The sequence below is a fragment of the Microcoleus sp. B4-C2 genome (assembly GCF_036705265.1).
GTDB lineage: Bacteria > Cyanobacteriota > Cyanobacteriia > Cyanobacteriales > Microcoleaceae > Microcoleus.
Genome location: NZ_JAUBUB010000006.1, coordinates 97,677 through 121,159, shown reverse-complemented (window position 1 = coordinate 121,159; position 23,483 = coordinate 97,677). Strand labels below are relative to the sequence as shown.

General features: G+C 45.8%; 21 protein-coding genes. 12 read left to right on the top strand and 9 right to left on the bottom strand.

The window, feature by feature from the left end:
* The first annotated feature begins 151 nt into the window (after positions 1 to 151).
* Positions 152 to 931 carry a photosystem II S4 domain protein gene (locus QUB20_RS04200; protein ID WP_333243498.1) on the top strand — a complete coding sequence of 260 codons (780 nt, stop codon included), beginning with the start codon at positions 152 to 154 and terminating at the stop codon, positions 929 to 931.
* A gap of 783 nt (positions 932 to 1,714) precedes the next feature.
* On the opposite strand, the gene QUB20_RS04195 is transcribed toward QUB20_RS04200, so the two are convergent.
* On the bottom strand, positions 1,715 to 2,503 hold the full coding sequence (locus QUB20_RS04195; RefSeq protein ID WP_333243495.1) for an SDR family oxidoreductase: 789 nt from the start codon (positions 2,501 to 2,503) through the stop codon (positions 1,715 to 1,717).
* A 306-nt stretch (positions 2,504 to 2,809) separates the two neighbouring features.
* Between QUB20_RS04195 and QUB20_RS04190 the strand changes: the two genes are divergently transcribed.
* On the top strand, positions 2,810 to 4,144 hold the full coding sequence (locus tag QUB20_RS04190) for a hypothetical protein (RefSeq protein WP_333243492.1): 1,335 nt from the start codon (positions 2,810 to 2,812) through the stop codon (positions 4,142 to 4,144).
* Between the two features lie 95 nt (positions 4,145 to 4,239).
* Here the strand turns inward: QUB20_RS04190 and QUB20_RS04185 are convergent, their stop codons facing one another.
* From QUB20_RS04185 to QUB20_RS04175, 3 genes are all read right to left on the bottom strand, one after another.
* The gene (locus tag QUB20_RS04185; protein ID WP_333239004.1) at positions 4,240 to 4,476 is read right to left on the bottom strand and encodes a 2Fe-2S iron-sulfur cluster binding domain-containing protein; all 237 of its coding nucleotides are present in this window, start codon (positions 4,474 to 4,476) and stop codon (positions 4,240 to 4,242) included.
* A 75-nt stretch (positions 4,477 to 4,551) separates the two neighbouring features.
* A complete protein-coding gene (gene cobQ, locus QUB20_RS04180) occupies positions 4,552 to 6,018 on the bottom strand; it encodes a cobyric acid synthase CobQ (protein ID WP_333243489.1) in 1,467 nt (488 codons plus the stop codon).
* A gap of 228 nt (positions 6,019 to 6,246) precedes the next feature.
* Entirely contained in the window at positions 6,247 to 7,872 is a 1,626-nt protein-coding gene (locus QUB20_RS04175) for a Ycf66 family protein (protein WP_333243486.1), read from the bottom strand.
* Positions 7,873 to 8,244: 372 nt separating this feature from the next.
* Here QUB20_RS04175 and QUB20_RS04170 point away from each other — a divergent pair, with 372 nt between their 5' ends.
* Positions 8,245 to 8,427: a hypothetical protein gene (locus QUB20_RS04170; RefSeq protein ID WP_333238998.1), complete on the top strand. Its 183-nt coding sequence runs from the start codon at positions 8,245 to 8,247 to the stop codon at positions 8,425 to 8,427.
* Positions 8,428 to 8,959: 532 nt separating this feature from the next.
* Positions 8,960 to 9,400: a DUF6918 family protein gene (locus QUB20_RS04165; RefSeq protein WP_333243483.1), complete on the top strand. Its 441-nt coding sequence runs from the start codon at positions 8,960 to 8,962 to the stop codon at positions 9,398 to 9,400.
* Positions 9,401 to 9,516: 116 nt separating this feature from the next.
* Here the strand turns inward: QUB20_RS04165 and QUB20_RS04160 are convergent, their stop codons facing one another.
* From QUB20_RS04160 to QUB20_RS04150, 3 genes are all read right to left on the bottom strand, one after another.
* Positions 9,517 to 11,019: a HoxN/HupN/NixA family nickel/cobalt transporter gene (locus QUB20_RS04160; protein ID WP_333243480.1), complete on the bottom strand. Its 1,503-nt coding sequence runs from the start codon at positions 11,017 to 11,019 to the stop codon at positions 9,517 to 9,519.
* Between the two features lie 273 nt (positions 11,020 to 11,292).
* Positions 11,293 to 12,699 (bottom strand): hypothetical protein, encoded by a 1,407-nt coding sequence (locus tag QUB20_RS04155; RefSeq protein ID WP_333243476.1) that lies wholly within the window; start codon positions 12,697 to 12,699, stop codon positions 11,293 to 11,295.
* A gap of 109 nt (positions 12,700 to 12,808) precedes the next feature.
* Positions 12,809 to 14,023, bottom strand: coding sequence for a DUF4331 domain-containing protein (locus QUB20_RS04150; protein ID WP_333243472.1), 1,215 nt, complete (start codon positions 14,021 to 14,023; stop codon positions 12,809 to 12,811).
* Positions 14,024 to 14,226: 203 nt separating this feature from the next.
* Between QUB20_RS04150 and QUB20_RS04145 the strand changes: the two genes are divergently transcribed.
* The 5 genes from QUB20_RS04145 to QUB20_RS04125 all read left to right on the top strand — a co-directional run bounded on the left by QUB20_RS04145 (position 14,227) and on the right by QUB20_RS04125 (position 17,820).
* Positions 14,227 to 14,460: a hypothetical protein gene (locus QUB20_RS04145; protein ID WP_333243469.1), complete on the top strand. Its 234-nt coding sequence runs from the start codon at positions 14,227 to 14,229 to the stop codon at positions 14,458 to 14,460.
* A 184-nt stretch (positions 14,461 to 14,644) separates the two neighbouring features.
* Positions 14,645 to 15,211 carry a sigma-70 family RNA polymerase sigma factor gene (locus tag QUB20_RS04140; RefSeq protein ID WP_333243466.1) on the top strand — a complete coding sequence of 189 codons (567 nt, stop codon included), beginning with the start codon at positions 14,645 to 14,647 and terminating at the stop codon, positions 15,209 to 15,211.
* Positions 15,212 to 15,350: 139 nt separating this feature from the next.
* Positions 15,351 to 15,971: a cupin domain-containing protein gene (locus QUB20_RS04135; RefSeq protein WP_333291181.1), complete on the top strand. Its 621-nt coding sequence runs from the start codon at positions 15,351 to 15,353 to the stop codon at positions 15,969 to 15,971.
* Between the two features lie 220 nt (positions 15,972 to 16,191).
* Positions 16,192 to 16,635, top strand: coding sequence for a DUF732 domain-containing protein (locus QUB20_RS04130; RefSeq protein WP_333243459.1), 444 nt, complete (start codon positions 16,192 to 16,194; stop codon positions 16,633 to 16,635).
* Between the two features lie 366 nt (positions 16,636 to 17,001).
* Positions 17,002 to 17,820 carry a hypothetical protein gene (locus QUB20_RS04125; RefSeq protein ID WP_333243456.1) on the top strand — a complete coding sequence of 273 codons (819 nt, stop codon included), beginning with the start codon at positions 17,002 to 17,004 and terminating at the stop codon, positions 17,818 to 17,820.
* Positions 17,821 to 17,909: 89 nt separating this feature from the next.
* On the opposite strand, the gene QUB20_RS04120 is transcribed toward QUB20_RS04125, so the two are convergent.
* Both QUB20_RS04120 and QUB20_RS04115 read right to left on the bottom strand, forming a co-directional pair.
* Entirely contained in the window at positions 17,910 to 18,497 is a 588-nt protein-coding gene (locus tag QUB20_RS04120; protein WP_333243453.1) for an acireductone dioxygenase, read from the bottom strand.
* 221 nt (positions 18,498 to 18,718) lie between these two features.
* Positions 18,719 to 19,927, bottom strand: a complete 1,209-nt coding sequence (locus tag QUB20_RS04115; RefSeq protein ID WP_333243450.1) for a NupC/NupG family nucleoside CNT transporter — start codon at positions 19,925 to 19,927, stop codon at positions 18,719 to 18,721.
* A gap of 247 nt (positions 19,928 to 20,174) precedes the next feature.
* Between QUB20_RS04115 and der the strand changes: the two genes are divergently transcribed.
* The 3 genes from der (at position 20,175) to QUB20_RS04100 (ending at position 23,314) form a co-directional block, all read left to right on the top strand.
* Positions 20,175 to 21,536, top strand: coding sequence for a ribosome biogenesis GTPase Der (gene der / locus QUB20_RS04110; protein WP_333210999.1), 1,362 nt, complete (start codon positions 20,175 to 20,177; stop codon positions 21,534 to 21,536).
* Between the two features lie 119 nt (positions 21,537 to 21,655).
* Positions 21,656 to 22,072, top strand: a complete 417-nt coding sequence (locus QUB20_RS04105; RefSeq protein ID WP_333057887.1) for a four helix bundle protein — start codon at positions 21,656 to 21,658, stop codon at positions 22,070 to 22,072.
* A gap of 246 nt (positions 22,073 to 22,318) precedes the next feature.
* Complete coding sequence (locus QUB20_RS04100) at positions 22,319 to 23,314, top strand: energy-coupling factor transporter transmembrane protein EcfT (RefSeq protein ID WP_333243446.1); 996 nt, start codon at positions 22,319 to 22,321, stop codon at positions 23,312 to 23,314.
* Positions 23,315 to 23,483 lie beyond the last annotated feature (169 nt).

Sequence of the window (23,483 nt, the reverse complement as noted above, 5' to 3'; positions counted from 1 at the left end):
GCTCATCCTATCAGCTTTATCAGCAACTAAAATCATAAGATCATTATTTAATGATTTTAGACTATAATTAAGTTAGTGCGACTGTTAAAAAAGTAGACTTTTTAGTTACAGCAAACTTTGGCAATTTCAAATTAGAATCTAACATTAACTGATGTTACAAAGAGAAGAACTGTTAAAAGGCATCGAAAACCGCGAATGTGTCGCGCGGGCGATCGACCAAGCGGAACAAGCAATTAAAACTTGGGAAGTTACTCAGACTGATTTTCTGTCGCCTCCAGAATTGGCGGACACTCTGACGGTATTTAAGCGGTTAACAGACGTGGAATTAGTGGCTTGGGGCGGCTACCCGCAAGCTGAAAGACAAAGAATTGCGATCGCGCGATCGGATATCCCGATCGACTCTGGTAGCGTTAACGTTGCTGCGGTAGAAATCGCTGGCAATTTCTTGTTCGACACCGCCAGTCACCGCGACTTTTTGGGGGCGATGTTGGGTACGGGAATTGTCCGCGAGAAAACGGGTGATGTGATTGTTTTGGGAGAACGCGGCGCGCAAGCCATTGTCATGCCTGAGATGGTAGAGTATTTGGAGATGAGTTTGCAACAAGTGCGATCGGTTCCTGTGCAAACGCGGCGCATTGAGTTGAGCGAACTCAAAATTAGAGAACCCAAAAAGAAAGAAATGACAACGGTTGAAGCATCCATGAGATTGGATGCTGTCGCCTCGGCTGGATTCGCAATGTCTCGCAGCAAAATGGCCGATTTAATTGGCAGCGGTGACGTGCGAGTTAACTGGAAAGACGTTACTCAAGCTAGTTATAATGTCAAGTCTGGAGATTTAATTGCTGTTACGGGCAAGGGAAGATTGGAAATTGGGGAAGTTGCTGTTACTAAGAAGGAACGCTATCGAGTGCAGTTAACTCGATATTTGTAATTTATAGCCCAGAAACCGGGGTTTTTCCGAGAATATTGTTACACGGCGTAAAAATTGCGAAAAACCCGGTTTCTTTGGTTTCTGTGGTAGTCCTGGACGCTTGGTAAAATTGGGGAAGGTTGATTTGTTTGTGGGTGCGATTATTTGTCCGCGGGCTCGTTTGTTTGTCCGCGATTCCGCGAGTCCGCCAGGGGTTGAAACCCCTGTCTCATAGCTAAAGTCGGTTGAAACCGACTGAAGAAGGGTGAAGAATACTCGATTATGGTGACAAATACTCGATGGTTTATTTAAGGTGCTTTTCAGTCCTCTTTTAGAGGACTTTCGCTATGAGACGGGGGTTTCAACCCCCGGCGGACTTGTGGGATAGCGTGGGGGATTTTGGTGGCCCGAATGTGCGATCGACCTTTTGGGAAAATTTGGGAACGTTCATCTATCCGTGGGTGCGATTATTTGTCCACGGGCTCGTTTGTTTGTCCGCGAGTCCGCCAGGGGTTTCAACCCCTGTCTCATAGCTAAAGTCGGTTGAAACCGACTGAAGAATGGTGACAAATAATCGATTATGGTGACAAATACTCGATTGTTTATTTAATTTGCTTTTGAGTCCTCTTTTAGAGGACTTTCGCTATGAGACGGGGGTTTCAACCCCCGGCGGACTTGTGGGGTAGCGGGGGGGATTTTGGTGGCCCGAATGTACGATCGACTTTTGGGAAAATTTGGGTTAGGGGCGATCTAATGTTTGTCCTTGGGTGGGGGCGGGTTTATTTATATTGTCAACGATCGCGATTATTCCTCTTTCGCCCGAAACACCTTTTCTACCGACTTCACCAAAAGTTCTCGCGGCATCAATCTGGGCATATTTGCTATGATTTGATTGGGAATTCCCCCTGTGACAACATTAGACTCATTTTTTTCTAAAGCTTTCAAAGCATCTCGCACGACTTCCGCTGCAGGAACGAGTTTTTGCCCGCTGCTGGATGCCATTGATTGAGGGAATTCAGCTACTGCAAAAAAGTCCGATTCGGTCGGCCCTGGACAAAGGCACAAAATGCGAATTCCTAAATCTTTGTTTTCCGCCCAAAGCGCCTCGCTGAAACTCAAAACAAAGGCTTTAGTAGCTGCATACATTGACAAGTACGGCATCGGTTGAAAAGCTGCGATGGAGGCAACATTGATAATACTTCCTGATTTTCGCTGCCGCATTCCCTGCAAAAATAAGTGCGAGAGTTCAACTAATGCTACAATATTTAGTTGCACCATTGTTAGTTGTTTCGCAAGCGGGCGATCGGCAAAAGCACCGTAATCGCCAAAACCCGCATTGTTCACCAACAAATCAACCGTCCAACCTTTTTTAACAACCGCGTCAAATACAGCAGTTGTGGCTCCAGGTGCGGTCAAATCTTGAACGATAATTTCGACCAAAATATTGAATTCCTGTTGCAGTTGAGCAGCTAGCTGTTGCAATTTGTCTTCGGAACGAGCTACCAAGATTAGATTGTGCTGGCGTTTGGCTAATTCGGCGGCAAAGGCTGCACCAATTCCGCCAGAAGCACCGGTGATTAAAGAAGTGGGCATGAACTTAATTCGGATTATTTGATATAAACTTTATATATAGCAATTCTAAATCATTTGTGTAATTCTTGTAGGGGCAAACCCTCCGTGGTTGCCCCGATGCTTTATATATAGCAATTCTAAATCATTTGTGTAATTCTTGTAGGGGCAAACCCCCCGTGGTTGCCCCGATGCAGGCTGGGGTAGGCACGGGGAGTAGGGGTAGCACTACCCCTACATATTTTTACAACTGATGCAAGGATTGCTATATTTTAACAATTATTGTGACTGGGAACCTGTAAAATAATTAAAAGGGTATAGGTGAGTTTTATGGCGCGTCTTACCGATCGAGCTTTTGAAATTTTGCGGGCAGAAGTTGACAAGTGCGCGGCGGCTGATAGTCTAGCCGGTGATGTCTACCGACGGATGGTAATCAAGCGGTTGGAGAAGTTACGATCGCAAAACGGCACTTTCGCCTCAATAGAAGAAATCCGCGATACCTTCAAAGACGAATTTCCCAACTTCAGCGAACAAGCTCTCAAAGCTGCCGTCAAAGCCAACCGCCCGCCCGGATTGTTCGGTAAAATCATCTTTGCTGGGAGTTTGCTGGGAAGTGCTGCGGGGATAATTTGGCTGATTAACCTACCTCTTCCCATGATTCGCTGGCCCGTGGCGAAGACAATGCCGATACTATTGCTGCCGAGTTTTATGAGTATGGATCACAATTACCGGCAGGCGATCGCCCTTGTGGAACAATCCGATCAACTGGTGAATAAAGCCACTGCTGTCGCTGATTTTGACTTGGGCGAAATAAAAGCAAAACAAGCACAAAAACACCTCGACGCCTTACCAGTCTGGTTCCTCGGCTATTACCCACAGAGGTACTGCTCTTTTTTCCGCTGCAGTTGGCGGTTTACAGTCGATGAATTTCAAGCTGCCCGCAAAAATGTGGGGCGGATGGAGGCTCAGATTTTCCAGCAAAAAAATGCTTTTACTCAGTTAAATCAAGTCGAACAAACTCTCAAGGCGGCGAAACAGGAGTATCAGCAAGCCAAAACCGCTGCAGACAGACAAAAAGCGACGGTAAATTGGCAAAGTGCGATCGACCAACTCAATCAAATTCCCGCCGAAACCCTCGCGGGAGAAACGGCTAAAAAAACACTCAAAGCAGCAGAAAGAGACTTTCAAGCAATGGGCGGCGTCGCCACCGGTTCTGTGCAGGCTGACAACTTAATTGAAGCTGCCAAAGAATTTGCTTTCTCCGCCGCCGTCGCCGCCAAAAACCCGCCCCATCCCGCCGCACAGTGGGAGCAAATAGCACAATTGTGGCAAGAAGCTATTAACAGACTGAAATTGATTTCTGTCGATAACCCTGGGTATCTCGACGCTCAAACTAAACTCGCTCAATATCAAAAAGATTTAGGAACTACCCAGATTAGACTGGAAGCAGAAAAAGATTCTGCAAAAGCTTTGCAAGCAGCTAAAAGCTTGTTTGCCAACTTGCAAAATAATGTGAATTCTCAAAATCCCGATAACTCCCTCAGCCAGTTGCAACAAATTATCAATCAATTAGAATCCGTGAAATCCGGGACAACTGTTTATCCCGAATCCCAAAAATGGCTGCAATCTGCTCGAAAGAAACAGCAAGAATGGCAAAAAAATTAGCTGTTGACTGTTGACTGTTGACTGTTGACTAATGACTAATGACTAATGACTAATGCCAACAACCAACTGCCAACTGCCAACTGACTACTAACAAATTACCAATTCGGGTCAACATACAAATTAATTGTCACTTGCTTTTTCCCCGAAGGGATGCCGGAAATACAAGCACAAATCGTATCTCCGCCATCAATTTCTACTTCGCAAGCGTGACAAGAACCCATGAGACAGCCGGTAGGAATAGAAACCCCTGCACGTTTGGCTACATCTAGCAAAAGCTCTCCTGGTTCAGCTTCAACTGTTACATTATCTGGTAAAAAACAAACTTTTGTCATTGAATTTGAACCTCAACTCTAACAAACAATAGTTAATAGTCAACTGTCAACTGTCAACTGTAAACAGTTAACTAATTAACCTAAAATATGCTTTATATCTAAATGCTTTTCCACAGTATCTGCTAGAGAGTCTAACAGAGTTTCTCGGTGTTCTCGGTAATTAGGAATACCTGTAGGCAATGCGCGGAGTCCCCGCTGCTGCCGCAAGTGATTTAACCAAGCTCGCCGCCAAGCTCCGTTGTCAAAGATGCCGTGCAGGTATGTACCCCAAATTGATTGAGAAGTATTGACAATCCCTAAACTAGCATCGTCAAATAGCGGTTGAGTCAAATCTGACTCTAGGATTTGCGTTTTTCCTTGATGAATTTCGTAACCGGAAACTGGCAAACCCGGTTGAGGATAGTTAGATGTTACGATTCGTTGGCGGGCAATTTTGTTCGGTGCCATCGCCGTTTTCAAAGGCAGCAATCCTAATCCTGGAAATTCTCCCTTTTCTCCCTCAATGCCTTCTTTATCGGTGATACTTTGTCCCAGCATCTGAAAGCCGCCGCAAACTCCCATGACGGTACCGCCAGCTACTAAATAATTTTGAATAGCTTTTGCCATACCTGTTTGGCGCAGCACTTGCAAATCGGAAATTGTAGTTTTAGAGCCTGGTAAAATCACGGCGTCTGGATGGCCTAAATGGTCTTTTGGGCTGACATATTTGACGGTGACGCTAGTTTCCGACTCCAGGGGGTCAAAGTCGGTAAAATTGGAAATTCGGGGCAGGCGGATGACCGAAATATTTATGTCGGTTTGAGAATTGGGAGAACGCCGATCGAGCAAATCGAGAGAATCTTCTGAGGGAAACACTTCGTCTATCCAAGGAATCACGCCAACTACGGGGATTCCCGTCCTTTCTTCTAGCCAAGTCAGGCCCGGATCTAATATCGATTTTTGCCCTCGGAACTTATTAATAATGAATCCTTTAATTAAAGCTCGTTCGTCTGGATCGAGCAATTCCAAAGTACCGATGATGTGAGCAAAAGCACCGCCGCGATCGATATCAACTACCAGCAAAGTCCGAGCTTTTAAATATTTAGCTACCCGCATATTTGTTAAATCGCGGTGTTTGAGATTAATCTCAGCAGGGCTGCCGGCTCCCTCACACACAATCATGTCAAATTCTTGCTTGAGAAATTCTAAAGAGTCCCGAATAGCTTGCCAGCCGATATCGAAATACTGTTCATAATATTGAGATGCTCGCACATTGGCGATCGCCCGGCCCTTGACAATCAATTGAGAAGTCATGTCTCCTTGTGGCTTGAGCAAAATCGGATTCATTTCTACCCAAGGTGCTACGCCCGCAGCCCAAGCTTGCACTGCTTGAGCGTAACCAATCTCTCCGCCGGCCGCTGTGACATAGGAATTCAGTGCCATATTCTGACCTTTAAACGGAGTTACCCGCCAGCCGCGTCGAGAAAAAATTCGACATAAAGCTGCAACGAGTAAAGATTTCCCTGCGTGAGATGTTGTTCCCACGACCATAATTGCTTTCATAATATTAAAAGAGAAGGAAGAAGGAAGTTCGGCAACGGATTCTGTAACGGATGTAACGGATGTAACGGATATAACGGATGTAACGGATGTCAGGAAGAAGGAAGAAGGAAGAAGTAAAAAGTAAAAAGTAAAAAGTAAAAAGTAAAAAGTAAAAAGTAAGAAGGCAGAAGGCAGAAGGCAGAAGGCAGAATCAAAAAAAATTCTGGTTTCTACCTTTTGCTTTTTGGCTCAAGATGATGGCTTATCTTCGCCGGATACATTCTCAGACTTGGATTCAGTAGTCGGTTTAGCAGTTTCGACTAGATTCGGATCGGGGGGATTCGGGCGAATCAATTCAGTTTGTTCTGCCTCAGAAGAGAGTTCTTCACCTGTAGATTCGATCGAGATCACTGATACTGAAACCGTTTCCACCTGCACGCTCAACCCAGGTTCTCCCGGTATTTCTATCTCTACAGGCGCTGCCATTTCCACCACAGTCATTTCCAGAGATACAGCAGGGGCTTCTGCTTCCGGTACGCCTGCTGCTGCTTCCGGTTCACCAACTGCAGCCAGCGGTGTCTGGGTTTCCAGAGATAAAGCAGGGGCTGCTGCTTCCGGTTCACCAACCGCAGCCAGAGGTGTCTGGGTGTCAGCGGACGATCGATCTTCGATCGTCCCGTCCCCTATTTTGTCAGAACTCGCGGTTTCTGTAGCCATCAACTCGGCCATTGCTTCAACATCGTTGGGAAACGGCACTCCAAGGCTTGTTTCCACAGCAGTGTTGCTGGTTTCGGCTGCCACTTCCGCAGCCGCCTGGGCTAATTCGGATTCGAGAATTTGGTCAATACCCGATGCTGGAGTTGCCGTTATTTGAGATTCAGGTGCGATCGATTCTGGAGTCACTGAAGGTTTTGGCGTCTGCGGAGTTGCATCAGATTTGTTTTTACCCGCACCCCGTCCCAACATACCGCCGAGACTATTTTTGATGTTGTCAAACAGACTACCGAAACCGCCGGATTTTTTAGCTGGTTTAGGAGGAGTAGGAGGAGTTGGGGCCGCCGTTGGGGCCGCCGCTGCCGCTGCCGCCTGCGACTCTTTAACGGCTGTCCTCCATTCTGTTTCCTCGTCAAAATCATCGACTTCTGGCTGCTGTGGAGGCTCTGGCTGAGCCTCTACTGGCTCCACACTTGGTGCAACGGCTATTTCTGAAATTTCTAGAGGTAGAGGTAGAGGAGTGAAGCTGCTGGCTAATTCTGCTGGGGTGGGTGAAGTCTCAGCAGCAGGAGTTTCGACTGAAAAGACGGGTATTTCTGCAATTGCAGGTGGTTTCGAGTCGGGAATTTTCAAGTCAGGGGCGATCGCACTTTCAGCCGTTGCCTCGTCGATCGCACTTTCTGCAATACTTTCAGCTATGGGGGGAATCGCTGGCTGTTCCTCTAGCTTTACCTCGCCCTTATCCAGAGTGGGTGCTGGAACCACATCAGTTTTCGGTTTGGGCGATCGAACAAACTTAGGTTTTTTCGCCGCTGCTGCGGGTTCTTTTTTCTTGGCAAACAAGCCAGTAAACGGCACGCCTGCTGCTGCCAACTTCGCCGACTGAGGAATCGGCGTTTGCTCAGCAATCGGCGTCACCTGCCGGCGCAAAGTCAGAGTTTCCCAGGCAAACCAGCCCAACATCGCCACGCCCGCCATTTGACCAAGCAGGAGAGCACCAGTAATTCGTCCCGCACAAGCCCATAAAATTAACGCATAAAAAAGCCCTACCCCGCTCCAGGTAAAATCACTTTTGCGGTGCACTTCTGGAAAAAAGAAGGCCGCCATGTAAATACTGAAGCTGCCTAGACCGACCGCTAACGCCAGAATGTATGCAAGCATCTTGTCGGTACCTCCGCTGTGTCAAATAACTTCTACGCGCTAATTCTACCTTTGAGAGAGACTCAACGGCTTCTTTCTCTAGGACAATTCTTGATTTTTAGGGAAGTTTGGCAGGGAAGCAGTGTAAGGGATTTAACACGTTCAACGGATGTTGACGCCAGAAGTGCGAGTCAAGATTTCCCACTCTCCCCCACATCCCTAATGCCCATTACCCCCTATGCCCACACCCCCTATCCCCATCACCCCCTCCTCAGTGGTGATAGATGTCACTTAAACTATGCCCGTGCGATCGCACCAAGCGACTGAGGATGTTTATATGTTGTAGGTGTAAGAGGAATTATGCCCTAGGGCATATGTATGGGAGAAAGTGCCATGTTAGAAAAATTATTATTAGCGGCCGGCTTAACCTTATCGCTTCAAATATTTCCCGGACTAAGCACTTCCGCGAAATTACCGAAAAATTTGGTATTGCGATCGAGCGATCGTCCGGCTCAAACCCTGAAACTTCCCATCGTTTCAGTACCTGCAGGCATCAAGCCGAATGTCCAATCCTAATGATACGTGCCAGATCATACGTGCAAGTGCGATCGGACTTAGGCAGAGCCTTTCTAATATTTTTTTCGAGCTGTTCTCTTTTCTATGTGACTGTTCACAACTCATCAGTTTGTAGTCAGGGCTTTAGTCCTCATTAATATCACCTAATAAGGACTAAAGCCCTTACTACAAACCGTAGGCAAATAATTAGTAGCAGATAGAACATTAATTCCTATAACATACTACTAGACAAATCTCAACACCAGCTTGTCAAGTAAAGACTTTCAAACCTTAAAAAACTTGGGAAACCTTGAGTAATGGCTCAAAATAGATATATGATGTCAGATTGAGATCGAAGCTAATAATACCAATTTATTGTAAAGTTGCACATATCTCGATCCCCCTAAATCCCCCTTAAGAAGGGGAGTAGGGGTTGACTTTGATAAGAATCTTGTTCCCCCCTTATTAAGGGGGGCTAGGGGGGATCGGATTCTATGCAGCCGCATAAAAAATTGGTATAAGCACATTGACTATTAAATCAAGGAAAGCGAAAATGGGACTTAGCGATATTCTCTTGAATGAAAACCACAGAGACACTTTTGTTGATGACTGTGTAAAGTTGATAGACCAACAAGTTGCAGCAGCGTCCGGATTGGGTGGTCTGGCTCTGAAAGCTGCCTACTCTACTGTCAAGGGGATACGGGCTGACTATTGCGCCCAAGTCGTCGATCAACTTCTGCCAGAAATCTCGATCGCACTCGATCCGATGTGGGCTGAAGGGGTAAACAATGGCAACCCAGTAGAATATCTAGCCCAAAGAAAAGGTGAAGTAGCAGACGAATTGCTCCAAATCAGCGACAAAAGGGTCGAGAAAAGCACAAGATCGATGGTTAAAGGCGCCTATGCCAAACTCCGCCCCTCAGCCAAGAATTACGTGGAAAAGGGAGTACCCGATTTAGCCGAAATTATTAATAAACATAGTGCGGCCGGATAAGTGAGCAACGGCTAAAAACAAAATACCCAGATACCCGGCTTCTTCAAGAAATCGGGTATCTAAAATCCGACTTATTCGTAAGTTTGTAGTTAGGAGGGAGAGTCATAATTTTATGCTTATCCATTGCCAATTACCCATTGATTTGCAGCCAATATTTTCAACATCGCCTGTCCGGTAATTCCCAACCCCAAAAACATTACAAACATCGCACTAATCGCAGGCAGAAATTTGACTGCTGTTATCTGTTTGGGCAGTTTATCAAAATTCCGTTTGGCATAAACTAAGATTAATCCGATCGCACTCAGCACTAAAGCCAATCCCAAACTAAACGCTACCACTAACGTCATTCCCAAACCAACATTGCCCAAAGCCGACGCGCTCAACAGCATCACCAAAGCGGAAGGACAAGGCAACAAACCACCGGAAATCCCCAATGCTAATAAGCTTTTCCAAGTAATGGGAGAACCGTCAGTACCGGGCGGCAAATGCGAGTGAAGGCGGCCGTCTCCGTGATCGTGATAGTGGTGAGAGATATCTGGTTTTACAGGTTTAAATTCTCTCTCCCAAGTTCCTCTACTCAAAAGATTTACTGGTTCTTCACTTTCCGCAGTAAAGACTTTACTCCTTAAAAACCAGTTTTTATTAAAAATTTTACTTTTGATTTTTTTGAGAACTTCAGTCCTCACTCCCAACCTCGTCTTAATTTTTGATAATAATAAGTTAAACCCGATAAAAGCTACTAATAAACCCGATATTAAACTCAGCCAAGGATCTAATTTTTCGGGGTCGATCAAGTTAGAAGCAAACAAAGTAATTCCGCCGACAGCAAACACGCCCGCAGTGTGAGTAATTGTAGTCGTCGCTGCTAGAAATAAAGCGTGTAGGGGAGTAGCCCGCGAACCCACTAAATAAGCACCGACTATGGTTTTTCCGTGTCCGGGCGACATCGCGTGCACGCATCCCCAAGCAAATGCTCCCGCTATTGCTAGCAGTAAACTCCAACCTGAATCCCAGATAGATTCCTTTCCTGCTAACAAAAAGTCCCGGTTTTGCGGCGTAAACACAAAGCTTTTTACAGCACCCGCTTGCACAATCGTAGCTTGACAGCTAGCTGTCGGAACTCCGGGCAAAAACAGATTGTAATTAATCCGCAATTGCTCGGGTTTGGAGATAGAAATTGCATCAGGTAAAGCGGGGGTTTTATCTTGAGAAGGTGCGGGCCAGGTGTAGTCTAAAATTAACGTGCTGTGGGTATTGGGCTGCTGGATCACACTGGCGGTTTTAGCTGATATTTCTAGCGGTTTTACTGCTACGGAGCCTTGAATGTTACTGCTGTTGGTAATGCGAATTTGTTGGCTGAAAAACTTTTCTAGCTGTGTTTGGTGGCTGCGAACTTCAGCAGGTTGTAGCTGGCTGTCTCGATTGTCGTCGGCGAAGTTTGTTAAGCCGGTTGGGAAAGTTAATGTTATTTCGGTTTGTAAATCGTTGACTACTATTTCTGCTACGGATAAGTCTGCCCAGTGCGAGTAAACTGGTCGGGTTGAGGTTGTTAGTAATAATGAAAGTGTTAGGAAGAATAGGATAAATAATTGGGAAAGTCGGTTCATTTTGTACAGCATAAATTCCTTTTTTTTGTAAGTTTTTTGGTAAGTAGTTTGTGTGTGTTGGGATTTTTTAGGCGATCGCTCTTTTCGTGAGTCTCACAGTCCGCCGGGGATTGAAATCCCCGTCTCATAGCGAAAGTCGGTTGAAACCGACTGAATAGCTAATCAAATTCAACAATTGCGGATTTCATTCCTATGCAAGAGGACTTAAGCTTTTAGCCAGGGGTTTCAACCCCTGGCGGATTGACGGAATGGCGAATTTGGCCGAATGGCTGCTATTAGCTAATCTCAAAATTCATAACTTCCCAAACCCAATGCTTGGCGAGCTCGATCGTCAAAATTCGGGTCAATTTCCTTGGACTTTTGAAAATAAGCGCGAGATTCGGTATCTTTACCTAAAGTCCGGGCGATCGCACCAGCCCGGTAAAACATCCCCGCATCGCGAATGCCCGATCGCACTATTTCGGCCATCACTCGATCGGCCTTTTGCCACTCACCAGCGGCGGAAAGCGCCCAAGCCAAAGTATCCAGCGTCAAAGCATCCCGCCGAATTTTCACCTCCTCCTGCATTAACGCCAGCGCTTCCGCGACATCCTGCGATCGACCTTTTTCCAGCAGCAAACTCGCTAAATCCCTGCGGTGCCCAAAACCGCCAGATCCAGAAACCTGTTCCTGTCGCAGCCCCGCTTCTGCTTTGTCGCGAAGTCGCCGGGATTCGATCGCATCTCCCTGCAAATCCTTCACCCTCGCCATACCGCGATCGACAATGCGATCGAACACAGTCGCAACCTGGCCAGAATACGCAGAAACCTTGCTGTAATAGCCTTCCGCCTCCCGATAATTGCCCTGCCGCGTCTCCAAATCCGCCAAATAAATCAGCGCCAGCGGGTATCGCGGCACCAACCGCAGCGCCTCCAAAAACAGCGCTTTCGCCTGCACAAACTGCCCGCGACGCGCGTAAAATCGACCCAAGAGCGATCGGGCCCGCGCCGAACCAGCAACCTCTCCCGGTTCCTCCGCCGCCATTGCTTGGCGGTAATCCTGCAAAACCTCAGCATCTCGGCCCTGAGACTCTCTCACTAAAGCTCTCAAAGTGAGAGAACCCAAGTTCGGAATCCGGTTAACTAAGGCTTCTGCGGCTACATTTGCCTCGCTCACTTTTCCCATCGCTAAGTGAGATGTAACTGAAAGGGCGATCGCATCTTCATTGTCAGAACCCGCCTGTTTAGCAAAGCGCAAAGCAGTAGCAAAATCGTGTCTTGCCTCAGCAATTCGAGCTAAAACTAACAGCGCACCTTGGTTGTCAAAAGGCAAATCGGCGATCGACCTTTGAGCCGCCTGTTCCGCCAATAAAAACCAACCTCCCTCCCCAGTAGCGCGAGCCATTTTTAAATAAGATCCTGCCAGTGCCGCCCGGTTCAAACCGCTGCGGGAATCAACTGCCAACCGCTGCTGGTAAAAAGCAATCTCTTGCTGAATTGCTTCTTTTTGATTGGGATTATTTCTCAAACTTTCCGAAAAATGATAGCGGTAATTAGTATCGAGATTTTCGGGACTTTGGTTAAAAAAAATATCTGAAATAAAACGCCAATTAGGAGGTAAATTCACTACTACCATCCCAACTAAAGGAACCACTATCAGCAGCCAATACGAGACAATATCCGATTTTATTTTGTGTTGAATTTTAGTTTTCATACATCCGCGTTAATCAGCGTTCATCTGCGGTTCAAAAAAGTATTTTCAATATGTCATTAGCCAATAAGCAATGACTAATGACTAATGACTAATGACTAATGACTAATGACTAATTAGGCAAAGCCAAATAAGGAAAAGTCGGTTCTAAAGGTTTGTGTCCCTGAGCCGGATTTCCCGGAGTTCCGTTATATGAAACGTTATCCCCAACCGGAGAACCCACCAAAGCTCCCAGAGTGATATCAATAACGTCGTCCATCAGCATACGACCTCCGATCAAGCTTCCTTGAGCATTTGTAGCGCTAGCGTAGCCGCTGGTTTTTGTGGTATCGATCCGCATGACATCGGGTAAGAAAGCTCCGGCGATCGCATTTGGATCGACATTATCCCGACCGTCCAAAAGATCGACAGCATTCAAAGTAGCAACAGCTTCCTGACGCACCGGAGCAGCAGCAGCGCTCAAATCCAATCTCGGAGGAATATTATTGAATGCTTCCAGATAAGCGGGAGTAACTATCAAACCCTCATTAATTGCAGGTCTTGCCAAACGCTCGAATTGTTTAAAACCGCCAGCTCCATCCCGGATCGAAACTGTTGACCAAACATCAAAAGTATTCGCCCCAGTTCCTGCTTGCAAAAACGCTTTGGGAACGCGCACGGCAATTGAATTGACGTTGTAACCTTTAGTAAAGTCGATCGCTTGACTCGGTTCTTTAAAAGCAGTGCGCGGCCCCGTTCCCAAAGCTGCGGCGCGAACTCGGAAAAATTGTTCCACATCAAAGAAAAACGGGTCTTCGCGTAAACCCGCAAATACAGTCAAGTTAGAACCGCCCACAGGTACTGTATTTACAACAGCATTAGAATTCAGCGGAGTTGTGGCAATTAGCCCGCCGTTAACTGTAGTCTTAGCAACAGTCTCCGAGCCGTTGCGAACAACAGTTACAGCTACCGCTTGCATACCTCTATTGTTAGGCGGACTGAAGGCAAACCGCAAGATAATATCCGAACGTCCAGTAGGTGTAGAATTCACGTCACTTACTTGCGTGATGTGAAATTGGTAGAGGGCTGTAGTGCTGAAATAATATTGATAACGGGCGACAGACCTGGGATTTGAATTCATGGTAAATACTAAATCCCCGTCCGCAGCACCGGAGTTTTGGTCTTTTTCGCGATATACATATAGGTCAGTTAAATTGACCGCGCGACCTTTGATATCTACTTCGCCGTCGTCGTGGTCAGAAGCGACAATTATCCCTGGAGTTAATAGAGCAATTAGAGCTACTTCAATAGCTAGTATGGTTCGGCGAATTTTTTTTGTGAGCTTCACAGTTAGCACCTTTATTGCAATGAATTTTTTGCACAAATCAATGGTAAATAACCCGCATTCGCGGGTTTTACTTTTGTAGCAACAGGTTGAAATCTGTCAACCTGTCGGGCTTTTGCGCTATTGCTGAGCCTTCTCCTATTGGTGGTATACGAAGGTTTGGCAATTTTGGATCTGTGCTTCAAGATAAATTTAGGGAAAAAAGTGTGTTATTGAGGATTTACTCGTTCCCGGACTATGCTTGGGAATGCCTGCTCCCAGACAAGGCTTCCCTCGATCGAGTGGAGCCACAGCCTCGCTTATACGGGTTCCCAGGCTCTTATTGGGAGCGATCGAACAAAGCTTGGGAACGAGTGAATGGCGCTGTTTTGAGTGTTCAGGCTCCGGGCATTTCTTCGTTCTGCATAAAGCGGATTGCTAAGTCTCAACCAAATCATTAATTAGGTGGTAAAATTCCAGATGACTTGGGATTTTTACAATTCAAAGCACGACAAAGTTAGCCTAAAAAGGCATACTCCAGTTTGTACCCCAACTTCAAACTTACAATTATGTTCTGTAGTGATATACGCCGAATTTTTAATTTTGGATCTGTGCAGTCAAAACAAAAATTTTAGGTACACTGAGATGACAGGCCAGAAGTCAGGCGATGAATCGCTGCTTTTAGTGCAGATTGCCCAGAAAGACCAAACGGCATTAGCTAAACTTTACGATCGCTACGGTCGCCCAAGTTACGCTCTCGCTTACAAAATCCTGGGTTCGGTAGAAGAAGCCGAAGAAGTGGTACTCGATGTTTTTTCCCAAATTTGGCAAAAAGCAGCAACTTACGATCCTTCTCGCAGTCGAGCAGATACGTGGTTGTTCATGCTTACCCGCAGTCGTTCCCTCGATCGACTCCGAGCGATGCAGCGAACAGTCCGGGCTGCTGAAGCTTGTCTGGAAGATGCTAAAGTACCCATCTCTAGCGTTGCAGAACCGATGGAAGATGCAATGTTTAAAGAACGCAGGGAACAAGTCCAAGCAGCCTTAGAAAAACTGCCAAAGGAACAGCAAGAGGCGATCGAACTCGCCTACTACCAAGGGCTGACTTGCGCGGCGATCTCAGCTAAAACTGGTATCCCGACAGGTACAATCAAAACCAGAATTCGGTTGGGTATTTCCAAATTGCGTCAAGCTTTGAGCGAACAATTTTAGATGGTCAAAAAACCTAATTTAAGTTGTTTAAAATCTAAAGTTGTGGCATCTCCAATCATCCATCTTGAGTGCGAGGGCAGCCGACAATCTCAAATTTAAAATCAACTTAGGCTGAATTACAATTAATGGCGGAAAACAGATGGAAATGATGCCAGACGAGGAATATAAAATCCTTGCAGCCCTTCAAGCTCTCGATATCCTCGACGAGTCAGAACGCGGCGCATTTGCAGAGAAATTGAAAGAGTCCGCAGAACTTACAAGTGAATTAGCTGCTTTGGAATCAACAATTGCCGCGATCGCCTACACAGCCCCCCCAGTTCCAGTCGCCCCCGACCTGAAAAACCGCCTGTTACAGCGCATAGCCGAACTGCAGCCAACCCCGGCAGAATCAGTCAATATAAAGCCAATTGTTACCTCTCCAACCGAGAACAATACTCCATCTTTAATAGTGCGATCGCACGATGTCAAATGGAAATCTTATGGAGTTCCGGGACTTTCGTTTGGCAAGCTTTATATTGACAAACAAAAGCGCGAAATTACCTGCTTGATGCGACTAGAACCGGGAGTAACATTTCCCATGCACCGACACGCTGCCTCGGAGGAAGTGCTTGTATTAGAAGGAGACTTAATTGTAGAAGGGGAAATTTGCCATCAAGGCGACTACATTCGATCGGTTCCCGGTTCCACACATTCGCCCCTGACACAAGGGGGATGTTTGCTGTTAATGAAAACTTCCCTAGACAACGAAATGTTTGTCTGATATTATTTTTGTTGAATTGCCGACAGCTTGGAGGGCGGGTTTATGTATATTTTTAGTTAGAAGTATAGATGGTTGGTGAAACCCGCCCCTACAATTATTTCGGTTAATTTACCGGACACGCTCTAATTCAAAAACACCCGTACTGCTCAGCATTCGGCGGTTAGAAATGCTAAATATATCACGTAATTCCATGCTAAATTACTCGCGTTTAACTGCTGTTATGTCCGCCGTTATTATACAATTTGTACCCAGTGACAAAAGCGCCATCGCCCAAGAACGCGAAGGATGTTTTCTGGTTAATTCAGTGGGAGAAGTAATTAACTTAAATTTGTTGTGTTCGCCTCAAGAATCAGACATTAAGCTGACAGGAAACGATGGCAAATTTCTCGAAGACTACAAACGCTTAGCAAAAAGCTACTCTCCCGAAGCAACGGACAATTTACTGCAAGCAATCCAAAGGGCCCCTGGTCAAAAAATTGCGGCCGCTAAAAGAATGTGTGCGGAAGCAAAATCGGGACTTTCTCTGCCGGAAGTTAAATTAAGAGCGATCGGGCAAGCTGTCAGTATCGAAAATCCAACTGCCAAAGAAAGTTTTCTCGCCGATGCCGATATTATTACCACCCTTGCCGCCAATCATTATTGCCCGGAATTAGCCAGTAAGTAATATCATGAAATCTGTCAGTCCTCCCGCTCATCGGCAGTCCGCCAGGGAATGAATTCCCTGTCTCATAGGTAAAGTCCTCTCAAAGAGGACTGAAGAACTCATTAGTCCTCGTAGCGAGGAATTTCGCTTTGAGCCAGGGGTTTCAACAATAGCCGGACTGAGGGTTTAACGTTAAGTTGACACGCCTTGGGTAAGGCATTATTTCAGTTTTGATTTTACAGGAGTGCAAGGGGGAACGATCGCACTTCTAAAAAACGCTTTTTACAAAACTGAGATTCTCCCACGGTAATACGGCGTCTTCACTTGCAGCTACAATATGAATTGTCCTCTTGTCGCGCAATGATCGATGAAATTACCGGACATGAGATGAAACATTTAAAATCAAGTTCCGCCGACTTGCGGGATTTATTCAAAGACAGCATTACAGTTAAATACCTCGCGGAACCGCTGAAAGCTGTCCCAGCTTGCGAAGACGCAGCCAAATTGCGATCGTGGATGGAGGCCCGCGATTTTGACGTGCTCGGTATCGAAGAAAATGGCACGGTTTGCGGCTATGTAGAACGATCGCACTTAATCGCAGGTAAGTGCAGCGACTACCAGCAAATTTTTCACCCCTCCCAATTAATTGCCGCCTCGACTCCTTTGATGGAATTGCTGCCGCTGCTGCGAGAAAAACCCAGATTATTTGTATTGGAAAGCAACAGGATCGACGGGATTGTTACCTGTGGCGATTTACAAAAAGCACCGGTGCGGATGCTGCTGTTTGGATTGGTGACGCTTTTGGAAATGAATTTATTGCGGATCGTGCGGATTTACTTTCCCCAAGATTCTTGGCAAAAATTGCTTAAGGGCGATCGTATTTTAGCAGCAAAACACCTTTGGCAATTGGGGCGAGCGCGAAATGAAGCAATTGACTTAATCGATTACCTGCAATTCTGCGACAAGCGAGATTTAATCCTGACTTCTGCTGAAATAGTCGATCGACTGGGGCTCAAATCCAAACGCTACGGGGAGCGTTTTTTAAAGTCAGCAGAAGCATTGAGAAACAAATTAGCTCACGCTCAAGATTTAATCAACGGTTCTTCTTGGCCGGAAGTAATTTTTTTAGCTCAGGAAATAGAAGCGCTTTTGCAGCGTTGCGAAGAAATTGAAATGGCCGCACCTAATGAAGTAGAAAGCATTTAATCCTCATCTTTTATAGAGAGACTTTGTTTGTAGTGTCGCCATAATCGCCTATTTTGATAGAGGAAGGTGCGCCGAAGCGCACCCTAGATTTAGTTTGTAATTTTTAGTTTCCTGTTGGTATACTTAGGAACCCAGCCTTGAGCACTGGTGTAATACTGCAAGGCTTTCAAGTACAGCGACGGAGTGAGATAAAACCAATGTTCGGTATTAGCCGGCACTTTAATGTATTCTTCAGCTTCCAGCATTAATTGTACCTGAGAGCCGTTAGAATACACAAACCCAAAAACGCATTCCCCAGCTAAAATGTGAAGAACTTCTGCATCTGTGTGGGTGTGAGTGCGATCGCTTTGAGTCATCAGCGCGTAAATCTGCTGCGAACCTGGATGCAGCACTTTTAAGTCGCACCACTTATATCCGCTGGCGCGCTTAAACTGTTCAAACTCGCTATTATATGCTGCGAGAATCTGCTGTTTTTCTGTTACATTGAGAATGTCTTGAACTAGCAGTTCTTGAAACGCCGGATTTTCGTTGGCGGGCAGGGAATCGATCTCAATATTTAAAACTGCCAGTTGACTCGCGATCGCCCGGATATCCGTATATGTTCTACCGTCTTCTAGTTGCAGAACAGCCATATTACCACCTAATGTTTTGAGCTTTGAGGGAAATTTAGTTTCCATTTTTAAGCTGCTGTTTTAAGCTTTCGTCAAAAACTAAACTCCTGCTTGTTTTCAATAATAGCCGATCGCTAAAATTCCATGTCCTGCCTCGCCAATTATCAAACCAATAGCACCCATCAAATAATTTGGTGGTTTTTTTAACTTTTATTTAATAAGATTTACTGGAGTTAATGTAAGGTGCACCATAAGCACCGCACAGCTTAACTAAAAACTCAAAACTTTCAAATCAGCATCCCCGCGATACAAGCAGTCATAAAACAAGCCACAGAGCCAGCAATCATCGCCCTCACGCCCAACCTCGCCAAATCGCCTTGCCGCTGCGGAGCCATCGCGCCAATTCCCCCAATCTGAATCCCGATCGAACCAATGTTAGAAAACCCGCACAAAGCATAAGTCGAGATAATTTGCGATCGTTCAGAAATCCCCTGTTGTTTCACCAATTGCATCAAATCTAAATAAGCAATAAACTCATTCAAAATCGTTTTTTTTCCCAAAACAATCCCCACCTCTGCACAATCAGCCCAAGGCACCCCCATCAGCCAAGCAACCGGAGCCATCAAATAAGCAAAAATTAATTCTAGCGACAACTGAGGCAAACTAATTAGCCCTCCAAACCACCCCAAAAGCGCATTAAAAAAAGCCAACAAACCCAAAAAAGCAATCAGCATCGCTGCCACATTCGCCGCCAACTTCAACCCGTCGCTAGCACCCGAAGCCGCCGCATCCACCGCATTAGCATAAACCTGTTCCACCTTCACCTCCACCTCCCCAGCAGTCAGCGACTTTTCAGTTTCCGGGTACAGCAATTTAGAAATAGCCAAAGCTGCTGGTGCAGACATCACCGACGCCGAAATTAAATGTTGAGCCGGTACTCCAAAAGAAATATAAGCTGCCATGACTCCGCCGGCAATTGTGGCAAATCCTCCCGTCATGACAGCATGGAGTTCCGAGAGCGTCATCGTCGCCAAATAAGGTTTAATTAACAAAGGAGATTCCGTTTGCCCGATAAAGATATTCCCAGCACAAGAAAGCGTTTCTGCGCCGGAAGTTTTCATGGTTTTAATCATCAACCAGGCCACTGCTTGCACAACTCGCTGCAAAATGCCGTAGTGATAAAGTATGGTGATAAACGAAGAGAAAAAAATGATAGTCGGCAGCACTTTAAAAGCGATAAAGTGTTCAGCAAAATTATCTCCAAATATAAACTTTGCCCCGGCATCAGAAAAATTCAGAAACTGCGTCACCAAATCTCCCAAAAATTTAAAGACAGCCAAACCAGGAGCAGTTTTGAGAATTAAAATAGCAAAAATTAGCTGTAAAGCAATTCCCCACAATACGGGCGGCCACTTGACAGCGCGCCGATCGACTGAAAAGACGTAGGACAAACCGACAAAAACAGCTAACCCGAATACAGAAATAAGTCGTTCCATGTATAGCAATTTTTAGAGAATCTACAGCAAGCTTTTATCGTTACCAGGCTCTGGTAATCCAGATTAACAGCCCGATCGTACTTTATCTCGTTTCCAGAGGTTGCCATGAGTTCGCGGCGCGGGCGGCACAGCCCCGGAGGGCGTATAATACACGATGCAGCCCGATCGCATACAATATCAGCCAGTTTCGCTTACAATAAAAGGCTAAACCTCAAAATCACGGCGCAGCCTAATTGCTGCTATTTTTATGTCTCTACCTATAGTTGCTATTATTGGACGCCCCAATGTAGGCAAATCGACGCTCGTCAACCGTTTAGCCAACACCCAAGACGCGATCGTCCACGACGAACCAGGAATCACGCGCGATCGCACTTACAGACCAGCATACTGGGGCGATCGGGAATATCAAGTCGTAGACACCGGCGGGCTAGTATTCGACGACGAGACAGAATTTCTGCCTTTAATTCGCGAACAAGCAATGGCAGCCCTCGCAGAAGCCAGCGCAGCCATTTTCGTAGTAGACGGCAAAACCGGGCTCACCGGTGGCGACGAATCGATCGCATCTTGGCTGAGACTGCAAAAAGTCCCCGTCATTCTCGCCGTCAACAAATGCGAATCCGAAAATACAGGGCTTACCCAAGCAGCCGACTTTTGGCAATTGGGACTCGGAGAACCTTACCCAGTTTCCGGCATTCACGGTAACGGCACCGGCGAATTGCTTGACAAATTAATTACTTACCTTCCCACAGAAGTATTACCCGAAGTTGAGGAAATTAAAGTAGCAATTATCGGTCGTCCCAACGTCGGCAAATCGAGTTTGTTAAACGCATTTCTCGGAGAAAATCGCGCCATAGTCAGCCCAATTTCCGGCACAACCCGCGACGCGATCGACACCTTAGTAGAACGCAACGGTAAAACCTACCGCCTGATCGACACAGCCGGAATTCGCAAAAAGAAAAACGTCGAATACGGCGCAGAATTTTTCGGCATCAACCGCGCTTTCAAAGCCATCCGTCGCGCCAACGTCATACTATTAGTAATTGACGCAATCGACGGCGTTACCGATCAAGACCAAAAATTAGCCGATCGCATCAGCCAAGAAGGTCGCGCCTGCATCATAGTCGTCAACAAATGGGATGCCATAGAAAAAGAGTCCGACACAATATACGAGTACGAAAGAGAAGTCAGAACCCGACTTTATTTCCTCGACTGGGCAGAAATGATTTTTGTTAGCGCCATGAGTGGACAGCGAGTTGAAAAAATCATTGAATTAGTAGACAAAGCCTCCGACGAACACAAACGTCGCGTCCCTACCGCAGTCATTAACGAAGTCATAGAAGAAGCCACAACCTGGCACTCAGCCCCAGTTACCCGCCAAGGAAAACAAGGCAAAATCTATTACGGTACTCAAGTGCGATCGCAGCCACCGACAATCGCCCTATTTGTCAACGATCCCAAACGCTTCACCGAAAATTACCGCCGCTACATGGAAAGCCAATTCCGCAAACATCTAGGCTTTACCGGTACACCAATGCGGCTACTTTGGAGAGGCAAAAAAGTTCGTGCCACCGAAATGAGCACAACAAACAGAGCACTGCGCGTGAAGTGATTTTAGATTTTAGATTTTGGATTTTAGATTAAAGAGAAAACGCAGTTTAATGGTATAATTAAGTTGCGATTTTTTTCTTTTGTCTTCCTTCGCCTCTTGGCAATTCAATTACTTGGTATTTGAAACAATTCCAAATCAAACAATCTAAAATCTCAAATCGCAAGGTGGACGAACAAGAGTTTAAAAGAAGAACAAAGCAGCTAGCATTGAGAGTTATTAAGCTAGTAGATGCGCTGCCCAAAGGCTCCGCTTCTCAGGTAATTGGCAAGCAGTTAATTCGTTCAGCAACTTCTGTAGGAGCCAATTATCGAGCGGCTTGTCGTGCGAAGTCAACAGCAGACTTAATTTCTAAACTCAGGATAGTGGAAGAAGAAGCGGATGAAAGTCTTTACTGGATGGAGTTAATAGTTGAAGCTGAATTGGTAGATGCCACTAAATTGAAAAGTATCATGTCAGAAACAAATGAGATTTTAGCGATGACAGTTGCGTCCATCAAAACTTTAATTGCTAAAAACCCAACAGCAAATCGCAAATAAAAAAATGTCAAAATTCAACAAAAATTTTCTATCAAAAATCAAAAAATTAAATAATCCCCAATCAAAAAATCAATTGCTCAATCAAATAATCCCATTCAAAAATCAATCCCTCAATCAATCCCTCAATCCCTCAATCAATCAATCCCTCAATCAATCCCTCAATCCCTCAATCCCTCAATCCCTCAATCCCTCAATCAATCAATCCCTCAATCTAAAATCTAAAATCTAAAATCTAAAATCGACAAGATGGACTTACTTCGATCGCTCCCCATAGGACTTTACCTAGAACAACCCGTAACCTGGCTTCACCGGCTAGACTCCCGCGTCAAATTAGCTTGGTTGATGACATTTCTGATTGCACCAATACTCGCCAATCCCATCTGGCGGTTGATGCTAGTAGGAATGTTAATCGTACTGACACTAACTGCAGCAATTCCATTGCGCGTGTGGAAACAGCAAATGGGACTGCTGCTGCTATTTTGCCTATTAGTATTTTGCCTCAGCGCGATCGCCCCCGACGGACTCCCCGCAGAACACCAGCCCCGCATCCCCGCCGACGAATTAACCTTTTCCCAACAGCCGGCAACCCTTCCACCTCCTCAAAAGCCCCAACCCTGGTACAAATCTTTTAACTTAGGCTCAAACTCCCCAATTCCCAATCCCAAAGCCCAAAGTCCAAATCAACTCCCCCAACCCACAAACTACCGTTACGTTGTATTCAAACAAGGCCCGATTAAAATCACCCGCAAATCCCTAGATTTAGCTATCAACGTCAGCACCCTATTTTTCACAGTAATTTACAGCACCAACCTCTACCTTCTCACCACAGCCAGCGAAGAAATTACCGCCGCCCTTGAAAACTTAATGCAGCCCTTGCGCCGCTTGAACTGGCCTATTACCGAAATAGCCTTAACATTAACTTTATCTTTGCGATTCATTCCCTTAGTATTGGAAGAAATACAAAATTTAGTGCGATCGGTCAGAACCAGAGCGATCAACTGGAAAAAACTCGGATTTCGCAGCGCAGCTCAAGTTTGGTTAATGATAGCCGAGCGGCTGTTAGAAAACTTGCTCCTGCGAGCTGAACAAATTGCCAGCGCCATGAAAGTCCGTGGCTTCACCAGTCCCGATCGACACCGGGTAGAATGGCACCAGTTGCAATTGAAAATCCGAGACTGGATCGCCCTCGGCTGCTTGCTCCTCCTCTGGAGTGCTCGCTTTGTTTGGGGTTGGGACAGTTGACAGTTGACAGTTGACAGTTGACAGTTGACAGTTGACAGTTGACAGTTGACAGTTGACAGTTGACAGTTGAGGATATTGAAAAGCAGAATCTCATATCCCACAAAAGCGTCAATACTAAGTCACTCCTTATAAATTTTAGATTGAAGCATTAGGAATGATTGGTTGCACA